Consider the following 25,017-nt stretch of genomic DNA (forward strand, 5'->3'; position numbering starts at 1 on the left):
ATCATGGAACCGGCGTGGGCGAACGACCGTCCGATCGCGGCTGAAGCCGCTCCTACGAAAAGCAGTAGGCGCGCGATATGCAAATTTGCGCTACCCACTCTGCTCGCCGTCCTGGCGCTCCCTCTGGCCGCACAACCGGCCACCATCGAAACCCTCCACCTCGACGCCCCCGCCTTCGCCCCCGAACAGGTCGAAGTCGCAATCCACCTCCCGCCCGGTTACGACGCCAGCGGCGCCAACGCCTACCCGGTGCTCTACCTCAACGACGGCCAGGACGCCGAGGCAGTCGAACTTGCCGACGCCCTCGCGCAATTGCACGCCAGCCACTCCATCCAGCCCGTCATCGTCGTCGCGATCCACATGCTGCCCGACCGCATGGGCACCTACGGCCTGTCCGACCGCGGAGCCGGCCATGCAATCGTCGCGCAGACGAAATACGGCCCGGTCGGCGCGCGCGCGCACGACTATTCCGAGTGGGTCGCCCACACCCTGGTGCCCTACATCGACGCGAACTACCGCAGCAACCCAACACCCGCCGCACGCGCGATCCTCGGCTGGTCGCTCGGCGCGCTCAACGCGTTCAACCTCGGCTGGCAGTACCCGGAGGTATTCGGCCGGGTCGGCATGTTCTCGCCGTCATTGTGGATCTCCGCCGACCGCGGCGATGTCGAGTCCATCCAGCACACCCGTCTCGCCCAGGCGATGGTCGACAGCAGCGAGGCGCGACACGGCCTCAGGTTCTTCTTCGCCGTCGGCGCCGACGAGGACAGCGACGACCGCGATGGCGACGGCATCAATGACCCGGTCGACGATGCGCATGACCTCATCGACGGCTACACCGGTCCCGATGGTCGCCACCTGCGCGGGCTGGTCGACCTCGGCTATCGCGGCGCCCCCATCGCGGGCACCCGCGACGTGAGTTCCGACACCACCCGTGCCGACATCGCCTACCTGTCATTGCCCGACGGTGAACACAACCAGGCCGCGTGGGCGCGGATGCTGCCGCACTTCCTGCAATGGGCCTACGCACCGCGCGCGCCGGCACTGGACGCGACCGGCCGCGTCGACAGCTGGCAGGACGTGCCGTCCGCCCATGTGGCGCCGCGCAACGTCGACGTCTGGCTGCCGCCCGGCTACGACGACGACCCGGCCAGGCGCTACCCCGTGCTCTACATGCACGACGGCCAGAACCTGTTCGACCCGGCGCTGTCGTACACCGGCGTCGACTGGGGTGTCGACGAAGCCATGACCCGGCTGATCACCGACGGCGCGGTGCGCGAGGCGATCGTGGTCGGCATCTGGAACACACCGCGACGGTTCCAGGAGTACATGCCGCGCAAGCCGGTCAGCGGCGACACCCTGCCGTCCGGCGTCGACGGCGTGCCGCCGCTGCCCACCGCCGACATCGTTTCCGACGCCTACCTGCGCTTCCTGGTCGACGAACTCAAGCCGTGGATTGACGCCACCTACCTCACCCGGCCGGAGCGCGACGACACCTTGGTGATGGGCTCCAGCATGGGCGGGCTGATCTCGCTGTATGCCGCCGCCGAGTATCCCGATGTGTTCGGCGGCGTCGGTGCGCTGTCGACCCACTGGCCGGTCGGCGAAGGCATCGTGGTCGACTGGCTCGGCGAGCACCTGCCGGACCCGGCGACCCATCGTCTCTACTTCGACCACGGCACCACGACCCTCGATGCGGGCTACGCGCCGTACCAGCAACGCATGGACCAGCGCCTGCGCGACGCCGGCTACGTCGAAGGCGACAACTGGAGCAGCCGCGTGTTCGAAGGTGCCGCGCACAACGAGGCGGCATGGCGCGCGCGGATCGATGTGCCGCTGCGGTTCCTGCTCGGCGACTAGGCCAGGCGCCTACCCGCCGCGCCGCACCAGCGGCGCAATCGCGTCGGCGCGCTCGTCGAAGCGCGAACTGACCACCGCGATCGCGGTGTCGCCCTGGCCCCAGTAGCGCGCCATGAGCCCGCCGTCGCGTCGCTCGCCATCGCGCATGCGCTGCGTGCGCGGACGCAGGTAAACCCCGAGCATGCCGCCCTGGCCGTCCTCGTAGACCAGCATCGCGGCGGCGCCTTCAGGCGTCGACAGCATGCGTGCGCCCTGCAAGGCATAGCCCTGCGAACTGAGGTCGGGCACGCGGCCGGCCTCACTGAAGTTGCGCGCGAGCCAGCCCTGCAGACCACCCATCCGGTCGCCCTCGAAATCCATCGACACCTGCTGGTCGGCGAGCATCCGGTAAGCCGTCACCGCATCCGCCATCGGCGGGGTGCCATGGCCATCGCGTGCGTCGCGTGCCAGCCACCCGCCGCCGGCGCCCAGCCCTAGCGCGAGCACCAACACCGCCGCGCGGGCCAGCCCAGTCCAGCGGCCGGCATGCAGGCGGCGCTGGATCCGGGCCGGATCCAGCCTCGGTTCGGCCGGCAACGCGGCGGGATTGCCCCAGGCTGAGCGCAGGGCTTCGATGTCGGACTTCCAGCCGCGCACCCGGGCGGCGTCATCGGGGTTGGCGGCCAGCCAGGCTTCCACGGCAGCGCGTCGCTCGGCGGGCAACTGGCCGTCGACATAGGCGTGCAGTTCGTCGGGATGCGGGGCCGGAGTGTTCATTTGAGTATCCGCAATGCAGGGGCGGGCGCGCGTCCCTCGGACAGTCGGCGCAGCTTGTCGCGGGCGCGCGACAGGCGCGACATCACGGTGCCGATCGGGACGTCCAGCATGTCCGCGACTTCGCGATAGCTGAAACCTTCGACGCCGACCAGCAGCAGGATCGCGCGTTGTTCGTCCGGCAGTTCGGCGAACGCCGCCAGCGCGTCGCGCCCCTCGTTGACCCGTTCGGCCGATGGCGCATGCGGTTCATCGGCCACGCCGATCACGTCGAGCACGCGCCGCCAGCGCTTGGCTCGCCGCTGCTCGTCGATGAATTGCCGGTACAGGATCGAGAACAGCCACGACTGCAGCGCGTCGTGCTTGTTGCGCGATGACCACGCCCGCAGCGCGCGTTCCAGCGTGGCCTGGACCAGGTCGTCGGCGGCCGTGGCATCGCGCGTGAGCGCGCGCGCGAACTGGCGCATCCGCGGGATCAGCGCGTGCAGGCGATCTTCGTCCAGTTCATCCATGGCGTGTGCATCCACGGTGCGGGGCGGGTGAGCCGGCGTGTCGATGGCGGGCGTGTGGCGCGGACGCGTGTTCATGGGCGTGGGACGCACGGGCGCGCGGTTTATTCCCAAGCGGCACGCGTACCGCTTGTGGGGAATATATCCCCGCGCGGCTCGTCACACCGTGGATTCCGCCAAACGAGCGTGCAATGAACGAGTCCGAGCCGTCCCATACTCCCGTCGCCCCGCTGCCCGACACCTCCACCCCGAAGCGCGAACGGCGCCGGCAACTGGCCGCGCTGGCCGGCATCGGCGCCATCACGCTGGCCTCCGCCAGTGCGTTCGCCTGGACCGCCGGCTGGCTCGGCAGCGACCGGCTGACCGCGCAACGCATCGTCGGCGCGATGGAAGCCAATGGTCCGGCGCATCCGGGCTTTCGTCGCAACCATGCCAAGGGCGTCTGCGTCAGCGGCACGTTCCGCGGCACGCCGCAGGGACAGGCGCTGTCGAGCGCGCGGGCATTCTCCGGCACGCCCGTGCCGGTGCTGGGCCGGTTCTCGATCGGCGGGCCCAACCCGCACGGCGCCGACAACACCGCGCGCGTACGCAGCATGGCGCTGCAGTTCGGCGGCCCCGACGAACCGCAATGGCGGATGGCGCTGAACAGCTTCCCGTTCTTCGCCGTGGCGACGCCGCAGGCGTTCCACCAGCAGATCCTCGCCAAGCGCCCGGATCCGGCGACCGGAAAGCCCGACCCCGCCGCGATGGAGGCGTTCCTCGCCGCCCATCCGCAAGCCCGCGAGTTCGGAAAATGGGCGAAGACCGCGCCGTGGTCCGACAGCTGGACCAACACGCGATACAACAGCGTCAACGCATTCCGCTTCATCGATGCCGACGGCACCAAGCGGTTCGTCCGCTGGTCGATGCAGCCGCGCCTGCCGTTCCACGCGCTGGACGCCGACGAACGCGCACAGGCCGATGCCGACTTCCTCGCCGCCGATCTGCATACACGGCTGGCGCATGGCCCGGTGCACTGGGACATGGTGGTGACACTCGCCGCGCCCGGCGATGCGGTCGACGACCCGTCGCAACCCTGGCCCGACACGCGCGAGCAGGTGGTTGCCGGCACCCTGACGCTGGTCCACGTCGAGCCACAGGCGACCGGCGAATGCCGCGACGTCAACTTCGACCCATTGATCCTGCCGCCGGGTGTCGCCGCATCGGACGACCCGATCCTCGCCGCACGCTCGGCCGCCTACTCGCAGTCCTTCAACCGCCGCCAGCGCGAGATCGCGCTCGGCCGCGGCGACGACGCCACCGCACCGGAGCACGCGCAATGACCACACCCACCCACTTCAACGCCGCCGCGCGCGGATTGCACTGGCTGATGGCGGCGATGATCGTGTCGATGCTGTTCATCGGCGTCGGCATGGTCACATCGGTGTCGGCGCGGCCGTGGCTGGCCGACCTGCACCGCCCGCTCGGCATCGCGATCCTCGTGCTGGCCGTGCTCAGGTTGCGCAATCGCCTGCGCAACCCGGCGCCCGCGTTGCCATCGACACTTCCGCAATGGCAGCAGACCGCCGCGCGCGCCTCGCACTGGCTGCTCTACGGCTTGATGCTGTCGATGCCGGTGCTCGGCTGGGCGACGCTGTCGGCGGGCGGCTTCCCGGTGCAGATGTCGCCGTCCATCGTGCTGCCGCCGATCCTGCCGCAGGACGTGACCCTGTACGCCGGGTTGCGCGCGGCCCACGGCTGGCTCGCCTACCTGCTGTTCGCCACGGTGCTGATGCATGTGTCTGCCGCACTGCTGCACGCGTGGGTGTATCGCGATGGCGTGTTCGGGACGATGGCGAGGGGGCGCGGCCGCTGACCGACTAAGGCAGGCGGTACCAGCCTTTCTCGTAAGCCAGCGACCCCCACAACGCCTGCGCGTGCGCGGTCCTTGCCAGCTCCGGCTGCAGCGGTTCGGGCTGCAGCCGTTTCGATGCCGTGTCATAGCGGTATTGCCGCGGCGGCTTCTGCGGCTGCAGCACCACCACGTCATCGCCCTGCATCCACGCGAAGTTGCCGTCGTACTGCATCAATGCGCGGCCCGGCCCCAACAGCGATGGATCGCTCAGGTCGCGACCATTCATCGGCGTGGCATCGCCGATACCGATGAGTGACAGCAGGGTCGGGCCGAGGTCGATCTGGCTGGCGATCCGGTCATCGCGTCGCGGCTCGATGCCCGCGCCGAGGATCAACGCGGGGATGTGGAAGTTGCCGACCGGCACCAGGTCCTGGCCGAACACGCGCGAGTCGTGGTCGGCCACCACCAGGAACACGGTGTCGTCCCAGTAGCCGGAGGCCATCGCCCGCTCGAAGAACGTCCCGATGGCGTGGTCGGCGTACTTGGCCGCGTTGTTGCGGGTCTGCTTCGGTTGTTCGTACAACGCAATGCGGCCGTCCGGGAACTCGAACGGGTCGTGGTTGCTGGACGAGAACACCAGCCCGAAGAACGGCTTGCCGGCCGCGTGCAGCCGGGTGAACTCCTGGTCGGCGCGGGCGAACAGGTCCTCGTCGCTGACGCCCCATGAGCCGATGAATGCCGGCGCGGCGTAATCCTTCTGTTCGATCACACGGTTGAAGCCGTTGCCGAAGAAGAAGCCGCGCATGTTGTCGAAGTGGCTTTCGCCGCCGTAGTAGAACGTGGTGTCGTAGCCGCGGACCTCCAGCGTTTGCGCGAGGGTGTAGAAGTCCTGCTGTGCCCCGGGTTGCTTCACGACCGCCTGCGCCGGCGTGGGCGAGAAGCCGGCCACCACCGCCTCGATGCCGCGCACGCTGCGGGTGCCGGTGGCGTACATGCGGGTGAAGGTCCAGGCGTTGTCGCTCAACCGGTCCAGGTTCGGTGACAGCGGCAAGCCACCGAGATGGCCGATGAACTGTGCGCCCAGGCTTTCTTCCAGCACGATGACCAGGTTCTTCGGCTTGCCGGTGTAGCCCGGAGTGCGGGTCGCGAGGGTGGGGATCTCCGCATTGGTAAACGCGCTGTCGGGCAGGCCGCTGGCTGCGCGGACCGCGGCGATGACTTCCTCGTCCGGCAGCGCGCCATACAGGTCCATCGCGCTGTCTTCCTGCTGGGTCCAACGTCGTAGCGCATTGGCCAGGGCGTAGAAGGAATTGAGTGGCAGTTGATTGACCACAGGGTTGCCGCTGAAGGCGACCATCGCCGGATTCAACGGCCGGTGACCCAGGGTGGAGCGCGCGCCCAGTACCGCCAGGCACAACACCAGCACCGCGGCCACTGCACGCAACCAGAACGGCGCGGATGCCTGCCGGCAGGCAAAGAGGCGCCGTGACAGCTTCCAGCCCAGCCACGACACCGCGCCTGCCACGACGGGCGCCAGAACCAGTTGCAGCGGACGGCCGTGCCACAGGGTCGACAGGACCTCGCGCGGGTAGATCAGGTATTCGATGAACAGCCGGTTCGGGCGCAGACCGTACTCGCCCATGAAGCCGGGCGTGGCGAGTTCCAGCAGCAACAGCAGCGCCATGCACGTCGCCAGCCAGGCCGACGCAAGCATGTGCACAAGGCGGTGCGCCGGCAACAGCAGCAGCGCGACCGCCGGCAGCCCGAACAACAGGCACATCGTGGCCACGTCCACGCGCACGCCCTGCAGCAGCACCGGCACCCAGCCGTGCGCCTGGCTCACCGCATCGAACTTCCACGCCGACAGGCCCAGCCGCGCGAGACTCAGCAGCAGCAGGCCGGCGGTGAAGAACCACAGCACCGGCCTGACCGGTGCGAACACTTTCGAAAACATCGGCCACCCACGCTGCGTCAGTGCAGCGGGGCATGGTGGTCGGCGAGGGGTCGGAAGCCGGTGGGCGTGGTGTCGGAGAAGCGTCGGAACCGCGTCACGCCAGGCCTGTCGCCTCAAGCCCGGCAGGCCGCCAGCAGGTCGCGTTCCGGCACATGCACGGAGGTCCGCACGTCGAACACGCCCAGCACGGTGGAGAACAGGTTGTCGTGGCTGGCCGGCTGCCCTGCCCGGTCGCGCAGGCAGGACAGGTCAAGACCGGTATCCGCGGTGAACCGTGGCGAGAACCACATCAGCATCGGCACCTGCATCTGCTGCTGTGGCGCGATCAGGTAAGGCATGCCGTGCAGGTACAGGCCGTTCTCGCCCAGCGACTCGCCGTGGTCGGACAGGTACATCAGCGCGGTGTCGTAGTCGTCCACCTCGCGCAGCCGGGCAATCGCCTGTGCCAGCACGTGGTCGGTGTAGCGCACAGCGTTGTCGTAGGCGTTGACGATCTGCTCGCGCGAGCAGTGGCCCAGCTCGGGTGTCTCACAGGCCGGCAGGAAATGCTTGAACGACGCCGGGTAGCGCTGGAAGTAGCTCGGTCCGTGGTTGCCCAGCATGTGCAGGACGATGATCCGGTCGCCGCTACTCGCACCGGCCGGCGGCGGAAGGTCTTTCAACAGGACGCCGTCGAGGCAACGCCGGCCGTCGCATAGTTCCGGATCTGTGGCACTGGCGACTGATTCGAACGCCAGGTCCTTGCATACACCCTTGCAACCGCTCTGGTTGTCACGCCACAACACGTCCACGCCAGCACGCTGCAGGACATGCAGCAGCGATTGGTGGCTGCGGATCTTCTCTTCGTCGTAATGCGCGCGGCCATATGGCGAGAACATGCACGGCAACGAGACTTCGGTGCTGCTGCCGCAGGCCTGCGTGTGGCTGAAGTTGACGACCGGAAGGCGTGCCAGCTCCGGCGTGGTCTGGCGCTCATAGCCATTCAGGCCCCAGTTCTGCGCGCGGACGGTTTCACCCACCACCAGCACCAGCAGACGTGGCTTGCGCGACGACGCCAGCGGGACCTGCCGGGCGTCCGCACCCACCGGCAGCAGCGGCGTGTTGTTCGATGCCGACTGCGCGAACCCCAGGTTGCCAAGCGCGTACAGATAGTTCGCCGGCGTGACCAGGTAACGCACTTCGTGCTGGTTGCGGACCAGCGACGACAGATCCTTGAACGAGATCGCCGCGCCCGACATCATCAGAATCCACATCGACAGCAGGAAGCCCGCGCGTACCAGCAGGGCTTTCGACATCGGACGACGCACCAGCTCCACCCGCCACAACACTGCGCAAGGCAACCCCGCGAACACCAGCAGGTGCAGCCCCAGCCCTGGCGTCAGCAGCTCGCGTGACTCGACCCAGTCGGTATGCAGCACGTTGCGCAGCATGTCCGCGTCCAGGTACACGCCGTAGGACTGCATGTAGTACGTGGCACACGAGGTGAGCACCAGCAGCACCGCCAGCCCGGGCCTGGCCCAGGGGCGAGCCAGCAACATACCCAGCAACAAACCGTGCAGCCCGAACATCAGCACGAACAAGGCCACCGCCAACCGCCATTGCACCCAGCCGTGGGCAATCGCCGCGTGCCAGAACGGCACGTTTGCGGTCAGTGCGAAGTACAGGCTGGCAAGCATCGCCAGCACTTCGACTGTGACCCGCGGCCGCCACTGCCGGGCCGTGCGCCATACGTCGGGCCAGGACGCCGACGCGGAAAGCGCGACGCTGTTCATGCCGCACTCCGCGTGGCCCGCAGAGGCAGCATCAAGCGGTACAGACCCAGCGCGACAGCCCAGCAGATCATCGCCGTGAACAGGTCATGCGACAGGAAGTGGGCGCCGCGCAGTTGCTGGTCGATGCCGAACAACAGCCCCAGTCCAATCCCGACAACCAGGCCGTGACGACGCCATGCCGGTTTGACCGCGGTGAAGAAGAAGAACAGCGCAAGCCATGCGTAACCGGCGCTGGCATGCCCGGCGGGAAAGCAACGCCCGGGCAGGTCGGAACCCTGCAACAGACCGTGATAGGCACGCGTGCCGCCGTAGCGCGCCAGGTCCCACGGGCAATCCATGGGGCTGAACGACTTGAGCACCGACACCACGCTGGTGCCCAACAGCACCGCGAGCGCGAGATAGCCCAGCGGCATCCGCCACGCGCGCCATTGACCGCGCAGCAGCGTCGCCAGCCACGCCAGCACCACACCGCCCCACGCGGCGGCGGACGCGTTGCGCGCGCCGGTATGCAGGACCGACTCGGTCAGCCACAGTGACCGCAACGACCAGCGCCCGCCCTCCAGTGCATACACATGGTCGGCCAGCCACAGGTCACCGCGCAGGCCCAGCAAACACACCGCGCCCACCACGAATGCCACCAACGGCATCCACCACAACGCCACGCTTTCGGAAACCATGCACATGCGACCACGACGGAAGATGGTCCGCATGCTCGCCATCGCCACGTCGGAAGCCGGTAGCCGCAACGTCGGAGCCGGATCGCAATACCGTCGGAGCCGCGTCGGAGGCCGGTAAGGTTTCGGTTAACCTGCCGTCAACGAAATTCCGACACATCTGGTCGCACACTTCGCGCCCATCCGAAGCTCCACGTCCCGGAATCCCCATGCGCCTGTTGGTCATCGAAGACAACCGCAACCTGGTCGCCAACCTGTTTGCCTATTTCGAGGCCCGTGGCCACGTGCTGGACGCCGCGCCCGACGGCATCACCGGCCTGCACCTGGCGCTTACCCAGCCGTATGACGCGCTGATCCTGGACTGGATGCTGCCGCGCATGGATGGCCCGGAAGTGCTGCGAAAGTTGCGCAACGAAGGCCAGGTCGACATGCCGGTGATCATGCTCACCGCGCGCGACGAGTTGCCCGACAAGCTCGAAGGCTTCCGTGCCGGCGCCGACGATTACCTGACCAAGCCGTTCGACCTGCCCGAGCTGGAGATCCGACTTGAGAGCCTGCAGGCGCGGGTCCAGGGCCGGGCGCGCAGCCGCGTGCTGGAGGTGGAAGACCTGCGGCTCGACCTGTCCACACTGGAGGCCAGTCGCGGCGGCAAGCCCGTGCACCTGTTCCCGGCCGGGCGGAAGTTGCTGGAAGTGCTGATGCGCGCCAGTCCGACGGTGGTCAGCCGTGAGCAGCTGGAACTCGCGTTGTGGGGCGACGAGCCGCCGGATGGCGACATGCTGCGGTCGCATATCTACGAACTGCGGCGTGAAGTGGACGGACCGTTCGCGGTGAAGTTGATCCAGACCCTGCCGCGGGTGGGCTACCGCCTCGCCCGCGTCGCGGCGCAGGACGACCGGTGAGCCGGCTCCGCCCGCCCCGCAGCCTGCGCCTGCGCATCACGCTGTGGCTGCTGGCCTTCGCCACCGCGCTGACCATCGCCATCATCGCCCAGGGCACGGTGGTCATCGAGTACGTCGAGCGCGTGGTGTGGAAGTCGTTGCTGACGGTCGAGCTGGACCACTTCATCCAGCGCAACCACGAGGAGCCCGGCTACCGCTGGGACGACACCAATGGCTTCGTCGTGTATGTCGGTGCGGACGACCCGGACCTGCCGCCGGAGCTTCGCGGGCTCGACGAAGGCCTGCATGACGACCTGCGTGTCGGCAACACCAATCATGTGGTGCTGGTGCACGACGATGCCGGTACGCGGTACACGCTGGCGATGGACATCCAGCAGTTCGGCATCGACGAATCCGAGTACGAGTTCCTGACGGTGATCGCCGCCATGCTGTTGCTGCTGGCCATCGGCGTGGCTGCGGCGATCGGGGTCAGCCGCCTGCTGCGGCCACTGAGCCGGCTGGCCGAACGCATCGGCGCGATGCAGCCGGAACAGGGCACCGAGCGCATCGAACTGGAACCTGGAGCCGGCTCGGAACTGGTGATCATCGCCGATGCGTTCAACGATTACCGGGCGCGCAACGCACAGTTCGTCGAACGCGAGCGCACCTTCATCAACACCGCCAGCCACGAGCTGCGCACGCCGGTTGCGGTGATCAACGGCGCCGCCGAACTGGCACTGCAGGCCAGCGCCGACCCGGCGACCATGCAATACCAGTTGCAGCGCATCCAGCGCAGTGCGCGGGACATGGAACAGCTGATCATCCTGCTGTTGGCGCTGGCCAAGGATCCGGCGCGGCTGGCGAAGATCAGCAAGCCGCTGGCACTGGATGCCTTGCTGCCGCAGATCGTCGACGACCACCAGCACCTGACCGCGGGCAAGTCGCTGCAGCTGCACCTGGCGCCACTGCCACGCTGCGATATCCATGCTCCGCCGGGCATTGTCCGCGCCGCGATCGGCAACCTGCTGCGCAACGCCATCGAGAACAGCGACAGCGGCCGCATCGATATCCGCCTGCGCGACGACGCCACCGTGGTCATCCACGACCCCGGCCACGGCATGAGCCCGGAGCAGATCAGCGAGATCTACACCCGCATGGCGCGTGTGGGCGGCGGCGGTGATTCGGGTATTGGACTGGCACTGATCTCGCGGCTGTGCGAACACTTCGGTTGGAATCTCGACATCCAGTCCGACCCGAGCCACGGCACCACCGCGACCTTGCAACTGCTCGGTTGAGCACAGTCTGCCGTCCACCAAGCCCGAAGAATCAGGCGGCGCCCGGGGCGCGCACGGTGACCCAGGTCGGCGCATGGTCACTGGCCTTCGGCTGCAGTCGCACCCACCGGTCGACGCCGGCGTCTTTCACGTTCTCCGCGAGCGCGGGATTGAGGAGCAGGTGGTCGATCCGCAGCCCGCGGTCGCGTTCGGCGTGCTGGCGGAAGTAATCCCAGAACGTGTAGATCACCCGCTCGCCGGCAATTTGCCGCAACGCATCCGTCCAGCCCTGCGCCAACAGCCGTTCGAATGACTCCCGCACCTCCGGCTGGATGAGCGCATCCTTGCGCCAGGCCTTGGGGTCGTAGACGTCGATGTCGGTCGGGATCACGTTGAAGTCGCCCATCAGCACCGCTGGGTGCGGCAGCTCCACCAGCGTTTGCGCGTGCCGGATCAGGCGCTCCATCCAGGCCAGTTTGTAGTCGAACTTGGGGCCGGGCCGGGGGTTGCCGTTGGGCAGGTACAGACCGGCCACGACGATGCCGTGATGGCCGCCTCGATGTAACGGCTCTGCTCGTCGTTGGCATCGCCCGGCAGGCCACGCCGGCTTTCCACCGGCACCGCGTCGCGTGCGAGCAAAGCCACGCCGTTCCAGGACTTCTGCCCGTGCCAGGTTGCACCGTAGCCCGCCGCTTCCAGCTCGGCGACCGGGAACGCCGCGTCCACGGTCTTGAGCTCCTGCAGCGCGACGATGTCGGGCTGTTCCTGCTCCAGCCATGCGAGCAGATGCGGCAGGCGCGTAGCAATGCCATTTACGTTGAACGTTGCCAGCTTCAGGGCTTTGCTGCGTGGCACGCCTGCCTCCTTCGTGGTCACGGACCCGCGCTGCGGACCGTAAACGCGTACGGATATGCAACGGGTGAATACGGGCGGGATCGTGGGCTGTCTCGTTGACGGCTGTGCAGATTCCAGCGACGCCGGCTTGTCCAGCAGTGGAACACGATCGCCCCCGCGGTTCGTCAGTCGCCGGGCAGGCGCCGCCGGTCGTCCTCCATCAACGCGCGGTGCGCGGCCAGCCCCGCCATCTGCCCCGCGGCGAGTGCCATCGGTGCGCTCTGCATCGGCGCGGCGAGGTCACCCGCGGCAAACACGCCGGCCACGCTGGTCTGCTTCATGCCGTCGACCTTCACGAATGGACCCAGCGGCCCGCTGTCGAGTTCGCAGCCGATCTGCATCGCGAGGTCGCTGGCGAGCTCCTGTGCGGGCGCGAGGAACATCGCCGCAATCGGCACACTGCGCCCGTCCGCCAGCAGCACGCGTTCCACCGAGCGCCCCGCACCTTCGACCGCCACCACCGGCGTCGTCTCGATCGCGACGCCCAGCGCCTGCAGCAGCCGGCGCTCCCCGTCGTCAGGCTCGAACTGCCCCTGGGTGAAGTAGGTGGTCGGCCCCCACTCCGGGATCAGCAGCGCCTGGTGCGAGCTCATCGCGCAGGTGGCGAGGACGCCGAGCGCCCGGCCCGCGACTTCGAAGCCGTGACAATACGGGCAATGCAGGATGCCGGTACCCCACCGTTCGCGCATGCCCCGGATGTCGGGCATCAGGTCGGTCACGCCGGTGGCAAGCACGACTTTTCTGGCTTCGACCTGCTCCCCGCCATCGAGCGCGAGGGTGAAGTGGCCGTCATGCCCGCTGACGCCGGTTGCAGTCGCCACCTTCAGCGTGACGGTCGGGTACGCCATCAGTTGCGCGACCGCATTGCCGAGCAGAACCTCCGGCGGCGTTCCGTCGTGGCCGATCACGCCGTGCGCCTCGGCGGCGAAGCGGTTGCGCGGCTGGCCGGCATCGACCAGCAGGACGCGCTTGCGGGCGCGCGCCAGCATCAGCGCGGCGGACAGGCCGGCGAAGCTGCCGCCGACCACGATCACGTCATGCAATCCGGGGGTCGTTTCCATCTGCGTGCCTATATGTATCATCGGAAGTTTCAATATAGGGCGGCTCAAGGCTATTCGCAACATCTGATGTTATGATTTGCTCCGAAACCCCACCCAGCAAGGTGATCCCGTTGAGAACCGACAGCCGCCTGTCACGGATGCTGCACGTGCTGGTGCACATGGACCGGCACGAACAGCGCGCGACGTCCGAGTCGATCGGACGCATGCTGGGCACCAACGCCGCGGTGGTCCGGCGCACCCTGGCCGGCCTGCGCGAGCAGGGCATCGTGGCGGCCGAGCGCGGCCCCGGCGGCGGTTGGACGCTGGCGCGGGAGCTCTCGCAGATCAGCCTGCTGGACGTCTACGAGGCCGCGGGCACGACCACGCTGTTCACGATCGGGGTCGCCGACCGCACCCCGGACTGCCTGGTCGAGCAGTCGGTGAACACAATGCTGGAGTCGACCCTCAAGGAGGCTGAGGCCGCGATCCTCGCGCGCTTCGCATCGATCCGGCTGTCGGACATAGCCGCGGATTTCGACCAGCGCATGCACGCGGTTGGCGGCTGGACACACGACCTGTAGCGGTCGATCGTGGGTGCAGGGATGCTAGTGCTGCGTCCACCAGCCGCGGACCCCGTGCACGCAGCCCCGCGCCAGGCGCCAGAGCAGGTACACGCCCGCCACCAGCACCGAAGCCGCAAACAGCAGCGCAGGCTGGGAGCCGAGCATCGAGTCTAGGATCATCGCGTCACTCCGCGGTGGTCAACGTCTCCACGATACCCCTTTTGATCTGTATGGACCCGATCAGTCCCAGGTGGGCCGGATCGGGTGGGCCTCGGTGTTCAGCACCACGTCGGCCGGGTCCAGCGTCTGCGGCGGGGCGAACAGCAGGTAGAAGTACTTGAAGGTCTCGGCCAGCACGAAGCTCTCCATGTCGTCGGCCTTCTCTTTTGTGACGACGCTCTTCAGCGCGGCGTAGCCGGCGTCGGTGCGGGCGTGCTCGACGAAGTCTTCGAACAACTGTCGCCCCATCACCCGGTATTCGTTGTCGCCGGTCAGGCGGTGCAGGTACCAGGCCGACTCGACGATTTCCGGGCGCAGCGGGTAGGCCGCGGCGGTGACCGTGCGGGTGCGGTAGTCGAACGCCTCGGGCTCGATGCCGTGCACATTCCACATGTCGAACGACGAGGCCTGCAGCCGGCGCGCGCGCTCGGTATCGCCCGACAGCGCGAGCAGGCCGGGAAAGAACGCGTCGAGTGCGCCGTACTGGCTGGCGAGGCGGCTGCCATCGTGCATGTCGACGTGGCCGTACCACAGCGCGCCGTCGACCTCTTCGGGATAGTGGCGATTGGCGGCGGCGATGGCGTCGTCCCACATCGACTTGCAGTCGGCGTCGCCGAACAGGCGCCAGCACTTGTAGAGGTACTCGTAGTACGAATCGATGCGCGCGCCGACGTGGCTGCGGGTATTGGTCCACTCGCCGCTGGTGACGTCGAAGCGCTCGCCGACCAAGCCGATGTCGGAACGCATTTTGTAGGTCGCGACCAGCGCGCGCTTGGCCTTGTCGAAGAACACCGGGTTGCCGGTGAGCTTGCTGAGGGTGCCGTACTCGACCAGCAGGGTGCCGGACTCGGCCGGGTTGCTCTCGTTGCCGTGGGCGGCGCCGGTACGCAGGTTGACGTAGACGTACGGCAGCCCGGTCGGCGAGTCGAACGCCGGCAGCAGGCGGGTGCCGAGATCTTCGGCCAGCGCGAGCAGGCGTTCGTCGCCGCTGAGCTGGTAGCCCGACAGCAGGCCGCCGAGCAGGCGGATGACGATCTCGAAATGCTTGACGTCGGCATCTACGTCGAACGACAGCTTGGTTGCGATCAGTTCGCGTGCTTCGTCGGCCTGCTTGTCGAGGCCCATCAGGATCATGGTGTCGAGCGCGTCGACCGGGGTCATCAGCAGCGACTGGCCGTACCAGTCGCGCGGCGCCTTGCTCAGCGGCTTGAGCGCGTCGTGGCCCCAGGCGTACTGCTTGTAGCCGTTCCAGGCGTGCAGGAACTCGGCCTTTACCTGCTCGGCGAGGCGGGCGGATTCGGCGTCGGTGATGACGTCGGTGACGGTGGTGATCTCGGCGTCTGTTGCCTGCGCTGGGCCGTCCGCACCGACATCGGCGGCTCGCGGCGCTGCGGCCTGCGGTTCGGCGATGGCGGTGGTCGGCAGCAACAGAACCGCGAGCAGCAGCGCGCGCAAAGTCGTGGTCATGCGGGGTCTCCTTGCGTGGTGCCGGCGGCATCGCGCAGCAGTTGCAGCACGTCGTGGCACGCGCCCATGGTGTGGTAGTCGGTCTTGCCGGCGGGACTCTTGTCGTCGCCGTACTTGCGGTTGTCGCGGTCGAGGATGCGGTACCAGGCGCCGTACCGGTGGTCGACGAAATGCTGCCAGGCGTAGTTCCAGAGCTGGTCGTACCAGTCCCAGTAGCGGGTGTCGCCGGTCGCGACCGCGAGCCGCGCGGCGGCGGCGATCGACTCGGCCTGCACCCAGAAATATTTGTCGTCGTCGCAGACGCTGCCATCCGGCGCGAAGCCGTAGAACAGGCCGCCGTTGCGGTCGTCCCAGGCGCGCGCGACGGCGGTGTCGAACAGGTGGCGCGCGGTCGGCAACAGCCAGTCGCGGGCGTTGCCGCGCGCGCGCAGGTGGCCGTCCAGCGTCAGCAGCAACTTGGTCCATTCGGTCTGGTGGCCGGGCTGGAAGCCCCACGGTCGGAACAGGTGTTTCGGGTCGTCGCGGTTGTAGTCCCAGTCGACGTTCCAGTCGCGGTCGTAGTGTTCCCAGACCAGACCGTCGGACTTGGCCGCCTGCCGCCGGATCATGTGGTCGGCGAGCAGCAACGCGCGATCGAGGTAACGCGCGTCATCGGTGGCTTCATACGCCGCAAGCATCGCCTCGCACATGTGCATGTTGGCGTTCTGGCCGCGGTAGTCGCTGTAGTTCCAGTCCGCGTCGGCTTCGTCACGGTAGAGGCCGGCATCGGCGTCCCATGCGCGGGTTTCCAGCAGATCCCAGGTCTCGTCCAGCCACGGCGCGGCCTCGTCGATCCCGGCTTTCATCGCCGTCGCGTATGCCAGCAGCACGAACGCGAGGCCGTAGGTGTGGTTGGTGCGGTCCGCGGGCACGCCATCGCGGATGGTCCAGGCGTAACCGCCGCTGGCGGGGTCGCGGTGCACGTCGCGCAGGTAGTGCAGGCCGTGGCGCGCGGCCTCCACATCGCACGGCATGCCGAACAGGCGCGCGGCCATCGCATGGTTGAACACGAAGCGGGTGCTGCTGACCAGATGGCGGTGCGAGGCGTCGTAGACGCTGCCGTCGTCGCGGAAGTAGTGGAAGAATCCGCCGTCCGGATCAAGCGCATGCGGGTGGTAGAACGCCATCGTCCGCGCGATGTGGCTGCGCAGGAACTCCGGGCTGCGGAAGTCGGGCGTCGGCGGGATCGGCGGCTGGTTCATGCGGCGGCCTGCATCAGTCGGTCGATGTCGTCGGCGTCGGGCATCGCGGCGAACGCACCGTTGCGGATGGTGGCCAGCGCGCCGGCCGCGGCCGCGAAACGCAGCGCGTCGTCGAACGCCGCATGGTGGTCGAGGAACTCGCCGAACGCGGCGGCGCGGACGTTGCGCAACACAAGTTGGCGCAGCAACGCGCCGACGAACGCATCGCCGGCCGCGGTGGTGTCGATGGCGGTGACCGGAAACGTCGCCGCAGTGCCCTGGCGCTTGCGTGTGAACCAGCGGATCGGCGCGGCGCCATCGGTGACCACTACGCAGCGCGTGCGCTGTCGCAGCAGTCGCTCGATTACGCCGTCCTCGCCGCCCGAACCCGGCGAGAGAAACTCCAACTCCTGCCGGCTCAGCTTGACCAGATCGGCTTCGAACAATGCGCGCCAGCACTGCGCCTGCGGGTCGACATCGACCGGCCACAGCGACGGCCGCAGGTTGAGGTCCATGCTGACCAGCGCGCCGGCGTTGCGCGCGCGGCGCATGCCGGCCAGCGTGGTATCGGCGATGCGCGGCTCTGTCAGGCTGTTGGAGCACACGTGGAACGCCGCGACGCGGTCGAAGCAGCGGTCGTCGAAATCGCCCTCGCGGAACAGCAGGTCGGCCGACGGTGGCCGATAGAAGCTGAAGCTGCGCTCGCCGTCGGCATCCAGCGAGACGAACGCCAGCGCGGTCTTGGCCTGGTCGGTGCGCCGCACGTAGTCGACATCGACGCCGGCCCCATGCAGATGCGTAAGTAGCATGTCGCCGAACATGTCCTGCCCGAGCATGCCGACGAAGCAGGCATGCCCGCCGAGCCGGGCCGCGGCGACCGCGACGTTGGCCGGCGCGCCACCGGCGTATTCGACGAACTGCCGCGGCGCACCGGGCGTGGACGGTGGTTGCGCGAGCAGGTCGACCAAGGCCTCGCCGAAGCAGACGATGGCGCCGCGGTCGCGCGGCTTGCGGAGCGTCGTGCTCATGCTTGCTTCTCCGGTACCGGTGCGTCGACGCTGCCGCTGCTGTCACGCACCACCAATCGCGCCGGGGCGACGGTGCGAGCGGGCGCGTCGTCGGGGTGTTGCAGGCGGTGCAGCACCAGCGCCGCGGCTTGGCGACCACGCGCACGCGGGTCGGCAGCGATGGTGCTCAGCGGCGGCGCGCTGACCGCAGCTTCGGGGATGTCGTCGAAGCCGACCACGGCGAAATCCTCGCCGGCGCGGCGGCCGCGCGCGGTCAGCCCGGCAATCAGGCCGAGCGCGACCGCGTCGTTGTAGCAGACCGCCGCGGTCGGCGCCGGGTCGCGCACGAACAGCGCGCCGACCTGCCGCGCCGCCTCCAGCCGGGTCGGTGCGGACTCGACCAGCCATTGCGGCTCTGGGGTGATGCCGGCCTGCGCGAGCGCCTCGCGGTAGCCGTCGCGGCGCTGCCGGCACGAGCTGGAATCACGATGGCCGCCGTAGAACGCGATGCGCCGGTGGCCGAGTCCGAGCAGGTGCTCGGTCGCCAGTCGCGCGCCGTTGCGGTTGTCGAGTTCGAGGAAGTCCCAGCCGGCGTCTAGTTCCCGGTTGAACACCAGCACCGGCGTCCGCGGCCCGACTAGCGCGTGCAGCCGTGCCGGGTCGCTGCCCTCGGCCGGGGACAGGATGATCCCGGCCGGGTCGTGTTCCAGCAGCGAGGCGAGCACCGCCTGCTGGCGCTCGACCGACTCGCCGGTGCTGCCCAGCAACGTCACGTAGCCGGCCTCGGCCAGCGCCTCGTCGACGCCGGAGGCGAACTCGGCGAAGAACGGGTTGGACAGGTCGTTGATCACCAGCGCCACCGCCGACGACACGTTGCGCCGCAGGTTGGCCGCGCCGCGGTGGTAGACGTAGCCCTGCCGCTTGAGCTCGGCCTCGACCCGGGCGCGGGTGTCGGCGTGGACCAGCGGGCTGCCGCGCAGGACCAGCGACACCGTCGCCCGCGACAGGTCGCAGGCCTTGGCGATGTCGGCCAGGGTGACGCGGCGGCGTGGTGGTGCGGTCATTGTGGGGGCTTCATGCAGAATTTGGATCGATCCAATTCGCGACATCCTGCCGCTTCAGCCCCTCCGGCGCATTTTGCAGCGCAACATGTAGCGACGCCGGCTCGGTGGTAGTTTCGCCCGCATTGTCACGATCCAAATCCAGCCGATTTCCCGGAGCCGCCGCATGAAAACCCTCGCTTCCCGCCCCCGCCGGACCCGGGCCTGGCACAAGGCCTGGCCCCTGCTGTGCGCCTCGATGATCGCCGGCTCCGCGATCGCCGCGCCGGCCGGCGCGCGCAGCGGCTTCGACGCGGTCGACCCGTTCATCGGCACCGGCGGCGAGGGCCACACCTTCCCCGGCGCGGTGGTGCCGTTCGGCATGATCCAGCTCAGCCCCGACACCCGCATCCAGCCGCGCAAGGACGCCTACGACTGGGCCGCCGGCTACCGATACGACGACAACAGCATCATCGGCTTCTCGCACACGCACTTCTCAGGCACCGGCCACTCCGACCTCGGCGACGTGCTGCTGATGCCGATCGCCGGCGACGTCCAGCTCGAACGCGGCGATGTCGAGAAGCCCGGCAGCGGCTACCACTCGCGCTTCAAGCACGACGACGAGGTCGCCGAGCCCGGCTACTACGCGGTCACCCTCGACGACTACGACATCCGCGCCGAACTGACCGCGACCGAGCGCGTCGGCGTGCACCGCTACAGCTTCCCCGCCGGCCAGCCCGCGCACGTGCTGGTCGACCTGCGCACCAGCATGTACGACTACGACGGCAAGACCCTGTGGTCGCGCCTGCGGCTGCGCGCGGACGGCACCCTCACCGGCTTCCGCGAGACCCGCGGCTGGGGCCCGGGCCGGCAGCTGTATTTCGCGATGCGCTTCTCGCAGCCGCTCACCGGCCACGAATTCCACGACACCGAACAGGACATCGCCTACAAGGGCTTCGCGACGCCGGGCCACCAGGACCCGCGCCAGCGCGCGCAGATCGAGGGGCGCGAACTGGTCAGCGCCTTCGACTTCGACGCCGCCGGCGAACAGTTGCTGGTGAAGGTCTCGATCTCCTCGGTCAGCGAGGACAACGCGATCGACAACCTCGACGCCGAGGTCCCGGGCTGGAATTTCGACCGCGTCCGCGCCGACGCCCGCGCCAGCTGGACCGAAGCACTGTCGGCGATCGAGGTCGACGCGCCCGACGACGACCGCACCGCGTTCTACACCGCGCTGTACCACACGCTGATGGCGCCGAGCCTGTTCATGGACAGCGACGGCCGCTACCGCGGGCCCGACAACGCCGTGCACACCGCCGACGGCTTCCGCCACCACTCGACCTTCTCGCTGTGGGACACCTACCGCGCCCTGCACCCGCTGCTGACCCTGGTGCAACCGGAGCAGCGCAACAGCGACTTCATCAACTCGATGCTCGCCCACCGCCGCCACAGCCCGTACGGGATCCTGCCGGTGTGGTCGTTCCACGGGCTGGAGACCTGGACCATGGTCGGCTACCACGCGGTGCCGGTGATCGCCGACGCCTACCTCAAGGGCATCCGCGGCTTCGACGCCGACGAGGCGCTGCAGGCGATGGTCGACAGCGCCAGCTACGGCCCCTACGACGGCCTCGCCCAGTACATGGAACTGGGCTACGTGCCGATCGACGAGGAAGGTGAAGCCGCCTCCAAGACACTCGAGTACGCGTTCGACGACTGGACCATCGCCCGCATGGCCGGAGCGATGGGACGCGACGACATCGCCGCGACCTTCGGCAAGCGCGCCGGCAACTGGCGCCACGCGTTCGATCCGGAAACCGGCTTCATGCGCGCGCGCAAGCGCGACGGCGAGTTCCGCACCCCGTTCGACCCCAGTGCCAGCGGCTACGGCACCGACTACACCGAAGGCAACGCCTGGCAGTACTCGTGGTACGTGCCGCAGGACGTCGCCGGGCTGATCGATTCGCTCGGCGGCGACGACTCGCTGGTGTCCAAGCTCGACCAGGTGTTCGACGCCGAGGTCGACCCCGGCCTGTTCGAGCACATGGAGGACATCACCGGCCTGATCGGCTGGTACGCTCACGGCAACGAACCCAGCCACCACGTCGCCTACCTGTACGCCTACGCCGGCCAGCCGTGGCGCACGCAGGAACGGCTCAAGCAAATAGTGGAAAGCCAGTACGCACCGCGCCCCGACGGCCTGTCGGGCAACGACGACCTCGGCCAGATGTCGGCCTGGTACGTGTTCACCTCACTGGGCTTCTACCCGGTCGCGCCGGGCAGCAACCAGTACGTGATCGGCCGCCCGTTCCTGCCGCGCGCGACGATGAACCTGCCCAACGGCAAGCGCTTCACCGTCGTCGCCGATGGCCTCGACGACGCGCACACGTATGTCGGCGAAGTGATGCTCAACGGCAAGCCGCTGCAGCGCAGTTACATCACCCACGAAGAGATCATGGACGGTGGCGAATTGCGCTTCACGATGCAGGCGCAGGCGAACAAGGCGTGGGCGACCGGTGCGGAGCAACGGCCCTACTCGATGTCGGCGGCGCATTGATGTCAGCTGGCCCCTGTCTCAGCCCTCCGCCATAAACGATCAATGCGGAAACAGCGGCTCCAAAAATATGGTTTCGACATCGGTGACAAGGCCAGCAGAACCCCGGGCCCGGGCCGCACTTCGAGCATTAAACCTGCCAGTGATACGCACCCCATCGACGCCGTCGCCGTCAGCCAGGGCCCGGATGTCGGTGGGTATCTGTTCTCCAGTTAGAAGTTCCACGCCGCCAGTACCGCGCGTCGCCACCCAGAAGCTGCGCCCCGGAAACAGAACGTAGATCCCTGATTGCCGAATGAGAAATCCAGTTACGCGGATGTGCTTGTCGTCATATTCCTCGGGACGCGCAATCAACCGGATGATCGAAGGCTCGCAGTACGCATCAGCCTTCGACTTGTTGTTATGTGACGGGTAGCAACTGCTCGAATATCTGCCGTCATGGGTTCTGTCCTGGGCACCACCAACGGCGGGCGCCATCAAGAGCAACGACCCGATAATGATTACGAGTTTTTTCATTACCCACCCTCTCGATATCCACAGGGGTAGCAAGCTGGCCAAAGTGCCAAGAGACGGCTACCAACGGTACAGCTCACTGTAGCCGCCCCAACAAATGCGGAAGAAACGGTCGGGTCGACTATCGGTGAAGGACGGCCACCGGGCTTTCCCGGGCAAGAGGACAGTGGAGACTGCTGTTTGCATCGCCATCCCACACCATCTGAACTCCATAGACCACGCCGTTCCTCGCGTCACCCACGAATCCTACGATCAAGGCGATTCCCGACTTGCAGAACTTGGCTGACCGGGTGACTCCGTCCATTTTCTTTACCGTGGAGCGCCCCCAACCCAGCGGAGGCATGACGGATTCATAGAAACGAATGACATGATCCATGGAACTTTCCGCGTACATGTTCCTCGAGTAACTGGTTAGCACGGCCTTGTCGAATTTGCGGACGTCGCCCTCCGCTACCGCCCCCGGAAACGCGGGTAACGAATCGAACCCCTCGCGAAGAGTGCCGACGGCAACTTTATCGTTGTTTGCTTCTGCAACCAGACTGGTGAACCCGTCCCTTCCGGCAATCACGGCAACAAGAAAAATCAAAGCCAGAAAACAATATCCGATCCTTGCACTGACACTCATCGTCCCCACCCCCCAAGCAATCCTGCTACAGGACGCCCCCCGCGATCCCGCTTATCCAGCAGGCGGTTCCCAGAGCTCGACCTTGTTGCCCTCGGGTCGATCACCCAGCCGAATTTGCCCTGCTCCGATTCTTCGGTGCGCTCTTCCACGTTGCAGCCTTCCGCCCGAAGCGCGGCAAGCAACGCGTGCAAGTCGGCGACCCGGAAGTTGACCATGAAGCTCGCGGTACCCGGCTCCAGGTAGGTCGTGTCGCTCTTGAACGCGCTCCAGATGGTCATGCCTTCCTCGCTGCCGGGACCACCCCAGTTGAAAATGGCACCTCCCCAGTCGGACACATCCAGTCCAAGGTGATCCCGGTACCAGGCGCCAAGCGCTGCCGGGTCCCTGGACTTGAAGAAGATTCCGCCGATCCCCGTTACGCGTTTCATGTGCTTTTCCTCCCGGTCTGGATTCATGGCCATGCTGGCATCAGCCTCCGGGGCATTCGTCGATTACGGAGTCGAGCTTGAATGCCTCGTCGGGGCCGGGATCATCCAGCAGCGTCTGGTTCTCCCTGGTCCAGTAGCGCAGCGCCAGCTCGCGATCGCGCGGGTCGGAAAGGCCGAACTTTCCTTCCCGCTCCAGTTGCAGGACAAGAGTGCGCGTGGCGTCGAACGCTTCCATCCCGGCTTGCTGGAAAAGAAGGCGCCCACCGCCGTGATTGAGATAGATGAACCGCTGGATCTTCGTGCCGCCACCGACCATGGCGGCAAATATCCGGTCGAAAGGCGGCTCCATGGGCTGAAGGTTCAGCTCAGGCTTGCAACTCACCAGCGCCTTGTACGACCGCGTAATGCTTGCGATCTCATCCTCGCTGAGTGACCACTCGCTCCTGTGTGGTTCCAGATAGGCCTTGATCGCCGGGGAGACCACGGCATTCCGGAGACTATCGGCACGTTCCGCCTGGTTGGCTCCCTGTATCTGGCTGGCATGGACGGGCTCGCCCAGTACATGACCGATAACCGGGTCATTCGCCTGGGGCTTCGCGCCCATGGCGAGGGCTGCAGAGACGATCAGGAGCGTGATGGGATTCATGAGTGACTGTCCCCCTGACTAGCCCGGCAGATTCGAACGAATCAGGTCCGCGGTTTCAGCAAGCTGCCTCGTGGAAACCTTGACTCTCTCTCGGCGCTGTTCATCCCCGCTCGAGTCGTGCGGGGTGCTCCTTTTGCGCCCGGCGCCATCGAATGTCGCGAGTTGGGGCGGGCCTATACCCCAGTCACTGCCCTTCTGCCGAGGTACGACATGGAAATGGAAGTGCGGTGTTTCCTGCCCACTGAAGACCCCGTTGTTCTGGAAGGTAAGTATTCCGAGGGGCTGATAAGTCCTGACGAGCGCCTCCGCGGCCCTCTTGGCCGCAACCAGTACTGCCCCGCATTCCTGGGCAGAAAGATCGAGCAGCGTCGCGACATGCCGACGGGTGATAACGCAGCACTGGCCAACTTCAAATTGCCATGGATTGATCACGGTCAATGTATGTTCGCATTCTTCCATGATCTTCCATCTTTCCTCGCGAACCGCCACGCAAAGGTCGCAGGGATCTCTTATGGGGAGTTCGATCATTTGTCCTCTCCGATCAAGCCGGTTTCCCCAAGCGGCCCAACGCCTGGATCAAGCCGACTTGGACGAACTGCCAGGTTGTACATGCCACACATGTTCAACGCTGAAAGTCCGTATGTTGCTCCAGTTGATAGATGACATCCCGAATGTCGTCCAGCTTGGCGGCCAGGGCTTCCTGTGCGTCATACACGCCACGGTTGTAGTAATAGGCGCCAAGCTCCTGCGAGATGAAGTCGAGCAGGAACTCCGCGTCGAACTGACCGATCTTCTGCTGAAGCTCTTCCGAGAAGTAGAGCTGGATCTTGCGGACGATGAGCTCTTTCTCGTTTTTGCTGAAGGTGATTTGCGACATGGCTTCTCCGTGCAATCACTAGCCCTGACCCTCGCAGTTAACCAGTGCTGGTTTGCCGTCAAACATTCCGACGAGGCTGATGCATTTGCTTGTGGCGCCGCAGTCCAGCGAAATCCGGACCTCCGCGTCCTGGTCCTCGAAGGTCTGGAGCTCCTCGATCAACTGGCGAACGGACTTCCCTCGAATTACCCAACGCGGCTCATTGCTCATGTTGAAGTGTCCAGAGGCCTAGCGCCTGAGTTAAGCCGACTTGCGTAGCGTAGCCGACAACATGGCAAGCTTAACCTGCCATGTTGTTGGTGTAGCGAAGCAAGTTCGGCTTGAACGAATTGTTAGCCATCGGGAATTGCCAAACTAAGTGCGACAACCCGCGCCCAAAGAACAAGAGAGGTGAGCTGGCAGACTGGATGGGTCTC

Annotated in this window: 26 protein-coding genes and 1 pseudogene; 7 read left to right on the forward strand and 20 right to left on the reverse strand. The window is 67.0% G+C overall.

The genetic code is table 11. The annotated features are described in order from the left end of the window. Positions 1 to 3 precede the first annotated feature (3 nt). On the forward strand, positions 4 to 1,860 hold the full coding sequence (locus tag ACT9F5_RS08400) for an alpha/beta hydrolase-fold protein (RefSeq protein WP_445119426.1): 1,857 nt from the start codon (positions 4 to 6) through the stop codon (positions 1,858 to 1,860). A 9-nt stretch (positions 1,861 to 1,869) separates the two neighbouring features. On the opposite strand, the gene ACT9F5_RS08405 is transcribed toward ACT9F5_RS08400, so the two are convergent. Both ACT9F5_RS08405 and ACT9F5_RS08410 read right to left on the reverse strand, forming a co-directional pair. Next, positions 1,870 to 2,616, reverse strand: a complete 747-nt coding sequence (locus tag ACT9F5_RS08405) for an anti-sigma factor family protein (RefSeq protein WP_445119427.1) — start codon at positions 2,614 to 2,616, stop codon at positions 1,870 to 1,872. After that, positions 2,613 to 3,125 (reverse strand): sigma-70 family RNA polymerase sigma factor, encoded by a 513-nt coding sequence (locus tag ACT9F5_RS08410; RefSeq protein WP_445119428.1) that lies wholly within the window; start codon positions 3,123 to 3,125, stop codon positions 2,613 to 2,615. Before ACT9F5_RS08410 ends, ACT9F5_RS08405 begins: the two co-directional genes overlap by 4 nt. A gap of 188 nt (positions 3,126 to 3,313) precedes the next feature. Here ACT9F5_RS08410 and ACT9F5_RS08415 point away from each other — a divergent pair, with 188 nt between their 5' ends. Both ACT9F5_RS08415 and ACT9F5_RS08420 read left to right on the forward strand, forming a co-directional pair. Then, on the forward strand, positions 3,314 to 4,444 hold the full coding sequence (locus tag ACT9F5_RS08415) for a catalase (RefSeq protein WP_445119429.1): 1,131 nt from the start codon (positions 3,314 to 3,316) through the stop codon (positions 4,442 to 4,444). Then, positions 4,441 to 4,977, forward strand: coding sequence for a cytochrome b/b6 domain-containing protein (locus ACT9F5_RS08420; protein WP_445119430.1), 537 nt, complete (start codon positions 4,441 to 4,443; stop codon positions 4,975 to 4,977). Before ACT9F5_RS08415 ends, ACT9F5_RS08420 begins: the two co-directional genes overlap by 4 nt. Positions 4,978 to 4,981: 4 nt before the next feature. On the opposite strand, the gene ACT9F5_RS08425 is transcribed toward ACT9F5_RS08420, so the two are convergent. The 3 genes from ACT9F5_RS08425 to ACT9F5_RS08435 form a co-directional block, all read right to left on the reverse strand. Continuing rightward, a complete protein-coding gene (locus ACT9F5_RS08425; RefSeq protein ID WP_445119431.1) occupies positions 4,982 to 6,910 on the reverse strand; it encodes a sulfatase-like hydrolase/transferase in 1,929 nt (642 codons plus the stop codon). 113 nt (positions 6,911 to 7,023) lie between these two features. Then, a complete protein-coding gene (locus ACT9F5_RS08430; RefSeq protein WP_445119432.1) occupies positions 7,024 to 8,682 on the reverse strand; it encodes a phosphoethanolamine--lipid A transferase in 1,659 nt (552 codons plus the stop codon). Next, the gene (locus ACT9F5_RS08435; RefSeq protein WP_445119433.1) at positions 8,679 to 9,392 is read right to left on the reverse strand and encodes a phosphatase PAP2 family protein; all 714 of its coding nucleotides are present in this window, start codon (positions 9,390 to 9,392) and stop codon (positions 8,679 to 8,681) included. Before ACT9F5_RS08435 ends, ACT9F5_RS08430 begins: the two co-directional genes overlap by 4 nt. A gap of 173 nt (positions 9,393 to 9,565) precedes the next feature. On the opposite strand from ACT9F5_RS08435, the gene ACT9F5_RS08440 reads away from it, so the two are divergent. Together ACT9F5_RS08440 and ACT9F5_RS08445 are read left to right on the forward strand one after the other, a co-directional pair. After that, on the forward strand, positions 9,566 to 10,258 hold the full coding sequence (locus ACT9F5_RS08440) for a response regulator (protein WP_445119434.1): 693 nt from the start codon (positions 9,566 to 9,568) through the stop codon (positions 10,256 to 10,258). Next, positions 10,255 to 11,532: an ATP-binding protein gene (locus tag ACT9F5_RS08445; protein ID WP_445119435.1), complete on the forward strand. Its 1,278-nt coding sequence runs from the start codon at positions 10,255 to 10,257 to the stop codon at positions 11,530 to 11,532. The genes ACT9F5_RS08440 and ACT9F5_RS08445 overlap by 4 nt, the downstream gene beginning before the upstream one ends. Positions 11,533 to 11,563: 31 nt before the next feature. On the opposite strand, the gene ACT9F5_RS08450 is transcribed toward ACT9F5_RS08445, so the two are convergent. The 3 genes and pseudogenes from ACT9F5_RS08450 to ACT9F5_RS08460 form a co-directional block, all read right to left on the reverse strand. Beyond that, positions 11,564 to 12,184 carry an exodeoxyribonuclease III gene (locus tag ACT9F5_RS08450; protein ID WP_445119525.1) on the reverse strand — a complete coding sequence of 207 codons (621 nt, stop codon included), beginning with the start codon at positions 12,182 to 12,184 and terminating at the stop codon, positions 11,564 to 11,566. Further along, positions 12,124 to 12,387: pseudogene (locus tag ACT9F5_RS08455) on the reverse strand (endonuclease/exonuclease/phosphatase family protein); the annotation flags it as partial. The pseudogene ACT9F5_RS08455 and the gene ACT9F5_RS08450, both read right to left, overlap by 61 nt. 143 nt (positions 12,388 to 12,530) lie before the next feature. Continuing rightward, positions 12,531 to 13,466 carry an FAD-dependent oxidoreductase gene (locus ACT9F5_RS08460; RefSeq protein ID WP_445119436.1) on the reverse strand — a complete coding sequence of 312 codons (936 nt, stop codon included), beginning with the start codon at positions 13,464 to 13,466 and terminating at the stop codon, positions 12,531 to 12,533. A gap of 110 nt (positions 13,467 to 13,576) precedes the next feature. Here ACT9F5_RS08460 and ACT9F5_RS08465 point away from each other — a divergent pair, with 110 nt between their 5' ends. Continuing rightward, positions 13,577 to 14,026: an Rrf2 family transcriptional regulator gene (locus tag ACT9F5_RS08465; RefSeq protein WP_445119437.1), complete on the forward strand. Its 450-nt coding sequence runs from the start codon at positions 13,577 to 13,579 to the stop codon at positions 14,024 to 14,026. A 24-nt stretch (positions 14,027 to 14,050) separates the two neighbouring features. Here ACT9F5_RS08465 and ACT9F5_RS08470 read toward each other — a convergent pair whose 3' ends face one another. From ACT9F5_RS08470 to ACT9F5_RS08490, 5 genes are read right to left on the reverse strand one after another with little or no spacing between them, the layout of a single operon-like run. Beyond that, positions 14,051 to 14,188, reverse strand: coding sequence for a hypothetical protein (locus ACT9F5_RS08470; protein WP_445119438.1), 138 nt, complete (start codon positions 14,186 to 14,188; stop codon positions 14,051 to 14,053). Positions 14,189 to 14,248: 60 nt separating this feature from the next. Continuing rightward, positions 14,249 to 15,694 (reverse strand): glycoside hydrolase family 47 protein, encoded by a 1,446-nt coding sequence (locus ACT9F5_RS08475; protein ID WP_445119439.1) that lies wholly within the window; start codon positions 15,692 to 15,694, stop codon positions 14,249 to 14,251. Further along, positions 15,691 to 16,935, reverse strand: coding sequence for an AGE family epimerase/isomerase (locus tag ACT9F5_RS08480; RefSeq protein ID WP_445119440.1), 1,245 nt, complete (start codon positions 16,933 to 16,935; stop codon positions 15,691 to 15,693). Before ACT9F5_RS08480 ends, ACT9F5_RS08475 begins: the two co-directional genes overlap by 4 nt. Continuing rightward, on the reverse strand, positions 16,932 to 17,942 hold the full coding sequence (locus tag ACT9F5_RS08485) for a PfkB family carbohydrate kinase (protein WP_445119441.1): 1,011 nt from the start codon (positions 17,940 to 17,942) through the stop codon (positions 16,932 to 16,934). Before ACT9F5_RS08485 ends, ACT9F5_RS08480 begins: the two co-directional genes overlap by 4 nt. Then, complete coding sequence (locus ACT9F5_RS08490) at positions 17,939 to 18,985, reverse strand: substrate-binding domain-containing protein (protein ID WP_445119442.1); 1,047 nt, start codon at positions 18,983 to 18,985, stop codon at positions 17,939 to 17,941. The genes ACT9F5_RS08485 and ACT9F5_RS08490 overlap by 4 nt, the downstream gene beginning before the upstream one ends. A 163-nt stretch (positions 18,986 to 19,148) precedes the next feature. Here ACT9F5_RS08490 and ACT9F5_RS08495 point away from each other — a divergent pair, with 163 nt between their 5' ends. Continuing rightward, complete coding sequence (locus ACT9F5_RS08495; protein ID WP_445119443.1) at positions 19,149 to 21,515, forward strand: GH92 family glycosyl hydrolase; 2,367 nt, start codon at positions 19,149 to 19,151, stop codon at positions 21,513 to 21,515. A 39-nt stretch (positions 21,516 to 21,554) separates the two neighbouring features. On the opposite strand, the gene ACT9F5_RS08500 is transcribed toward ACT9F5_RS08495, so the two are convergent. From ACT9F5_RS08500 to ACT9F5_RS08530, 7 genes are all read right to left on the reverse strand, one after another. Next, a complete protein-coding gene (locus ACT9F5_RS08500) occupies positions 21,555 to 22,028 on the reverse strand; it encodes a hypothetical protein (protein WP_445119444.1) in 474 nt (157 codons plus the stop codon). A gap of 118 nt (positions 22,029 to 22,146) precedes the next feature. Then, on the reverse strand, positions 22,147 to 22,650 hold the full coding sequence (locus tag ACT9F5_RS08505; protein WP_445119445.1) for a hypothetical protein: 504 nt from the start codon (positions 22,648 to 22,650) through the stop codon (positions 22,147 to 22,149). Further along, the gene (locus ACT9F5_RS08510) at positions 22,647 to 23,111 is read right to left on the reverse strand and encodes a VOC family protein (RefSeq protein WP_445119446.1); all 465 of its coding nucleotides are present in this window, start codon (positions 23,109 to 23,111) and stop codon (positions 22,647 to 22,649) included. Before ACT9F5_RS08510 ends, ACT9F5_RS08505 begins: the two co-directional genes overlap by 4 nt. Before the next feature lie 7 nt (positions 23,112 to 23,118). Next, on the reverse strand, positions 23,119 to 23,724 hold the full coding sequence (locus tag ACT9F5_RS08515; RefSeq protein WP_445119447.1) for a hypothetical protein: 606 nt from the start codon (positions 23,722 to 23,724) through the stop codon (positions 23,119 to 23,121). 18 nt (positions 23,725 to 23,742) lie between these two features. Beyond that, positions 23,743 to 24,252, reverse strand: a complete 510-nt coding sequence (locus ACT9F5_RS08520) for an HIT domain-containing protein (protein ID WP_445119448.1) — start codon at positions 24,250 to 24,252, stop codon at positions 23,743 to 23,745. A 94-nt stretch (positions 24,253 to 24,346) separates the two neighbouring features. Next, on the reverse strand, positions 24,347 to 24,601 hold the full coding sequence (locus ACT9F5_RS08525) for a DUF2164 family protein (protein ID WP_445119449.1): 255 nt from the start codon (positions 24,599 to 24,601) through the stop codon (positions 24,347 to 24,349). A gap of 18 nt (positions 24,602 to 24,619) precedes the next feature. After that, positions 24,620 to 24,811 (reverse strand): hypothetical protein, encoded by a 192-nt coding sequence (locus ACT9F5_RS08530; RefSeq protein ID WP_445119450.1) that lies wholly within the window; start codon positions 24,809 to 24,811, stop codon positions 24,620 to 24,622. Between the last annotated feature and the right edge of the window lie 206 nt (positions 24,812 to 25,017).

The sequence above is a fragment of the Lysobacter sp. F6437 genome, assembly GCF_052547215.1.

Excerpts from the sequence above, each read along its gene's own strand:
- ACT9F5_RS08495 (WP_445119443.1), top strand. The coding sequence starts at position 19,149 with ATGAAAACCCTCGCTTCCCGCCCCCGCCGGACCCGGGCCTGGCACAAG.
- ACT9F5_RS08425 (WP_445119431.1), bottom strand. The coding sequence starts at position 6,910 with ATGTTTTCGAAAGTGTTCGCACCGGTCAGGCCGGTGCTGTGGTTCTTC.
- ACT9F5_RS08530 (WP_445119450.1), bottom strand. The coding sequence starts at position 24,811 with ATGAGCAATGAGCCGCGTTGGGTAATTCGAGGGAAGTCCGTTCGCCAG.
- ACT9F5_RS08420 (WP_445119430.1), top strand. The coding sequence starts at position 4,441 with ATGACCACACCCACCCACTTCAACGCCGCCGCGCGCGGATTGCACTGG.
- ACT9F5_RS08440 (WP_445119434.1), top strand. The coding sequence starts at position 9,566 with ATGCGCCTGTTGGTCATCGAAGACAACCGCAACCTGGTCGCCAACCTG.
- ACT9F5_RS08480 (WP_445119440.1), bottom strand. The coding sequence starts at position 16,935 with ATGAACCAGCCGCCGATCCCGCCGACGCCCGACTTCCGCAGCCCGGAG.
- ACT9F5_RS08435 (WP_445119433.1), bottom strand. The coding sequence starts at position 9,392 with ATGCGGACCATCTTCCGTCGTGGTCGCATGTGCATGGTTTCCGAAAGC.
- ACT9F5_RS08415 (WP_445119429.1), top strand. The coding sequence starts at position 3,314 with ATGAACGAGTCCGAGCCGTCCCATACTCCCGTCGCCCCGCTGCCCGAC.
- ACT9F5_RS08525 (WP_445119449.1), bottom strand. The coding sequence starts at position 24,601 with ATGTCGCAAATCACCTTCAGCAAAAACGAGAAAGAGCTCATCGTCCGC.
- ACT9F5_RS08405 (WP_445119427.1), bottom strand. The coding sequence starts at position 2,616 with ATGAACACTCCGGCCCCGCATCCCGACGAACTGCACGCCTATGTCGAC.
- ACT9F5_RS08475 (WP_445119439.1), bottom strand. The coding sequence starts at position 15,694 with ATGACCACGACTTTGCGCGCGCTGCTGCTCGCGGTTCTGTTGCTGCCG.
- ACT9F5_RS08460 (WP_445119436.1), bottom strand. The coding sequence starts at position 13,466 with ATGGAAACGACCCCCGGATTGCATGACGTGATCGTGGTCGGCGGCAGC.
- ACT9F5_RS08500 (WP_445119444.1), bottom strand. The coding sequence starts at position 22,028 with ATGAAAAAACTCGTAATCATTATCGGGTCGTTGCTCTTGATGGCGCCC.
- ACT9F5_RS08430 (WP_445119432.1), bottom strand. The coding sequence starts at position 8,682 with ATGAACAGCGTCGCGCTTTCCGCGTCGGCGTCCTGGCCCGACGTATGG.
- ACT9F5_RS08520 (WP_445119448.1), bottom strand. The coding sequence starts at position 24,252 with ATGATCGAACTCCCCATAAGAGATCCCTGCGACCTTTGCGTGGCGGTT.
- ACT9F5_RS08470 (WP_445119438.1), bottom strand. The coding sequence starts at position 14,188 with ATGATCCTAGACTCGATGCTCGGCTCCCAGCCTGCGCTGCTGTTTGCG.
- ACT9F5_RS08400 (WP_445119426.1), top strand. The coding sequence starts at position 4 with ATGGAACCGGCGTGGGCGAACGACCGTCCGATCGCGGCTGAAGCCGCT.
- ACT9F5_RS08410 (WP_445119428.1), bottom strand. The coding sequence starts at position 3,125 with ATGGATGAACTGGACGAAGATCGCCTGCACGCGCTGATCCCGCGGATG.
- ACT9F5_RS08510 (WP_445119446.1), bottom strand. The coding sequence starts at position 23,111 with ATGGCCATGAATCCAGACCGGGAGGAAAAGCACATGAAACGCGTAACG.
- ACT9F5_RS08485 (WP_445119441.1), bottom strand. The coding sequence starts at position 17,942 with ATGAGCACGACGCTCCGCAAGCCGCGCGACCGCGGCGCCATCGTCTGC.
- ACT9F5_RS08490 (WP_445119442.1), bottom strand. The coding sequence starts at position 18,985 with ATGACCGCACCACCACGCCGCCGCGTCACCCTGGCCGACATCGCCAAG.
- ACT9F5_RS08515 (WP_445119447.1), bottom strand. The coding sequence starts at position 23,724 with ATGAATCCCATCACGCTCCTGATCGTCTCTGCAGCCCTCGCCATGGGC.
- ACT9F5_RS08505 (WP_445119445.1), bottom strand. The coding sequence starts at position 22,650 with ATGAGTGTCAGTGCAAGGATCGGATATTGTTTTCTGGCTTTGATTTTT.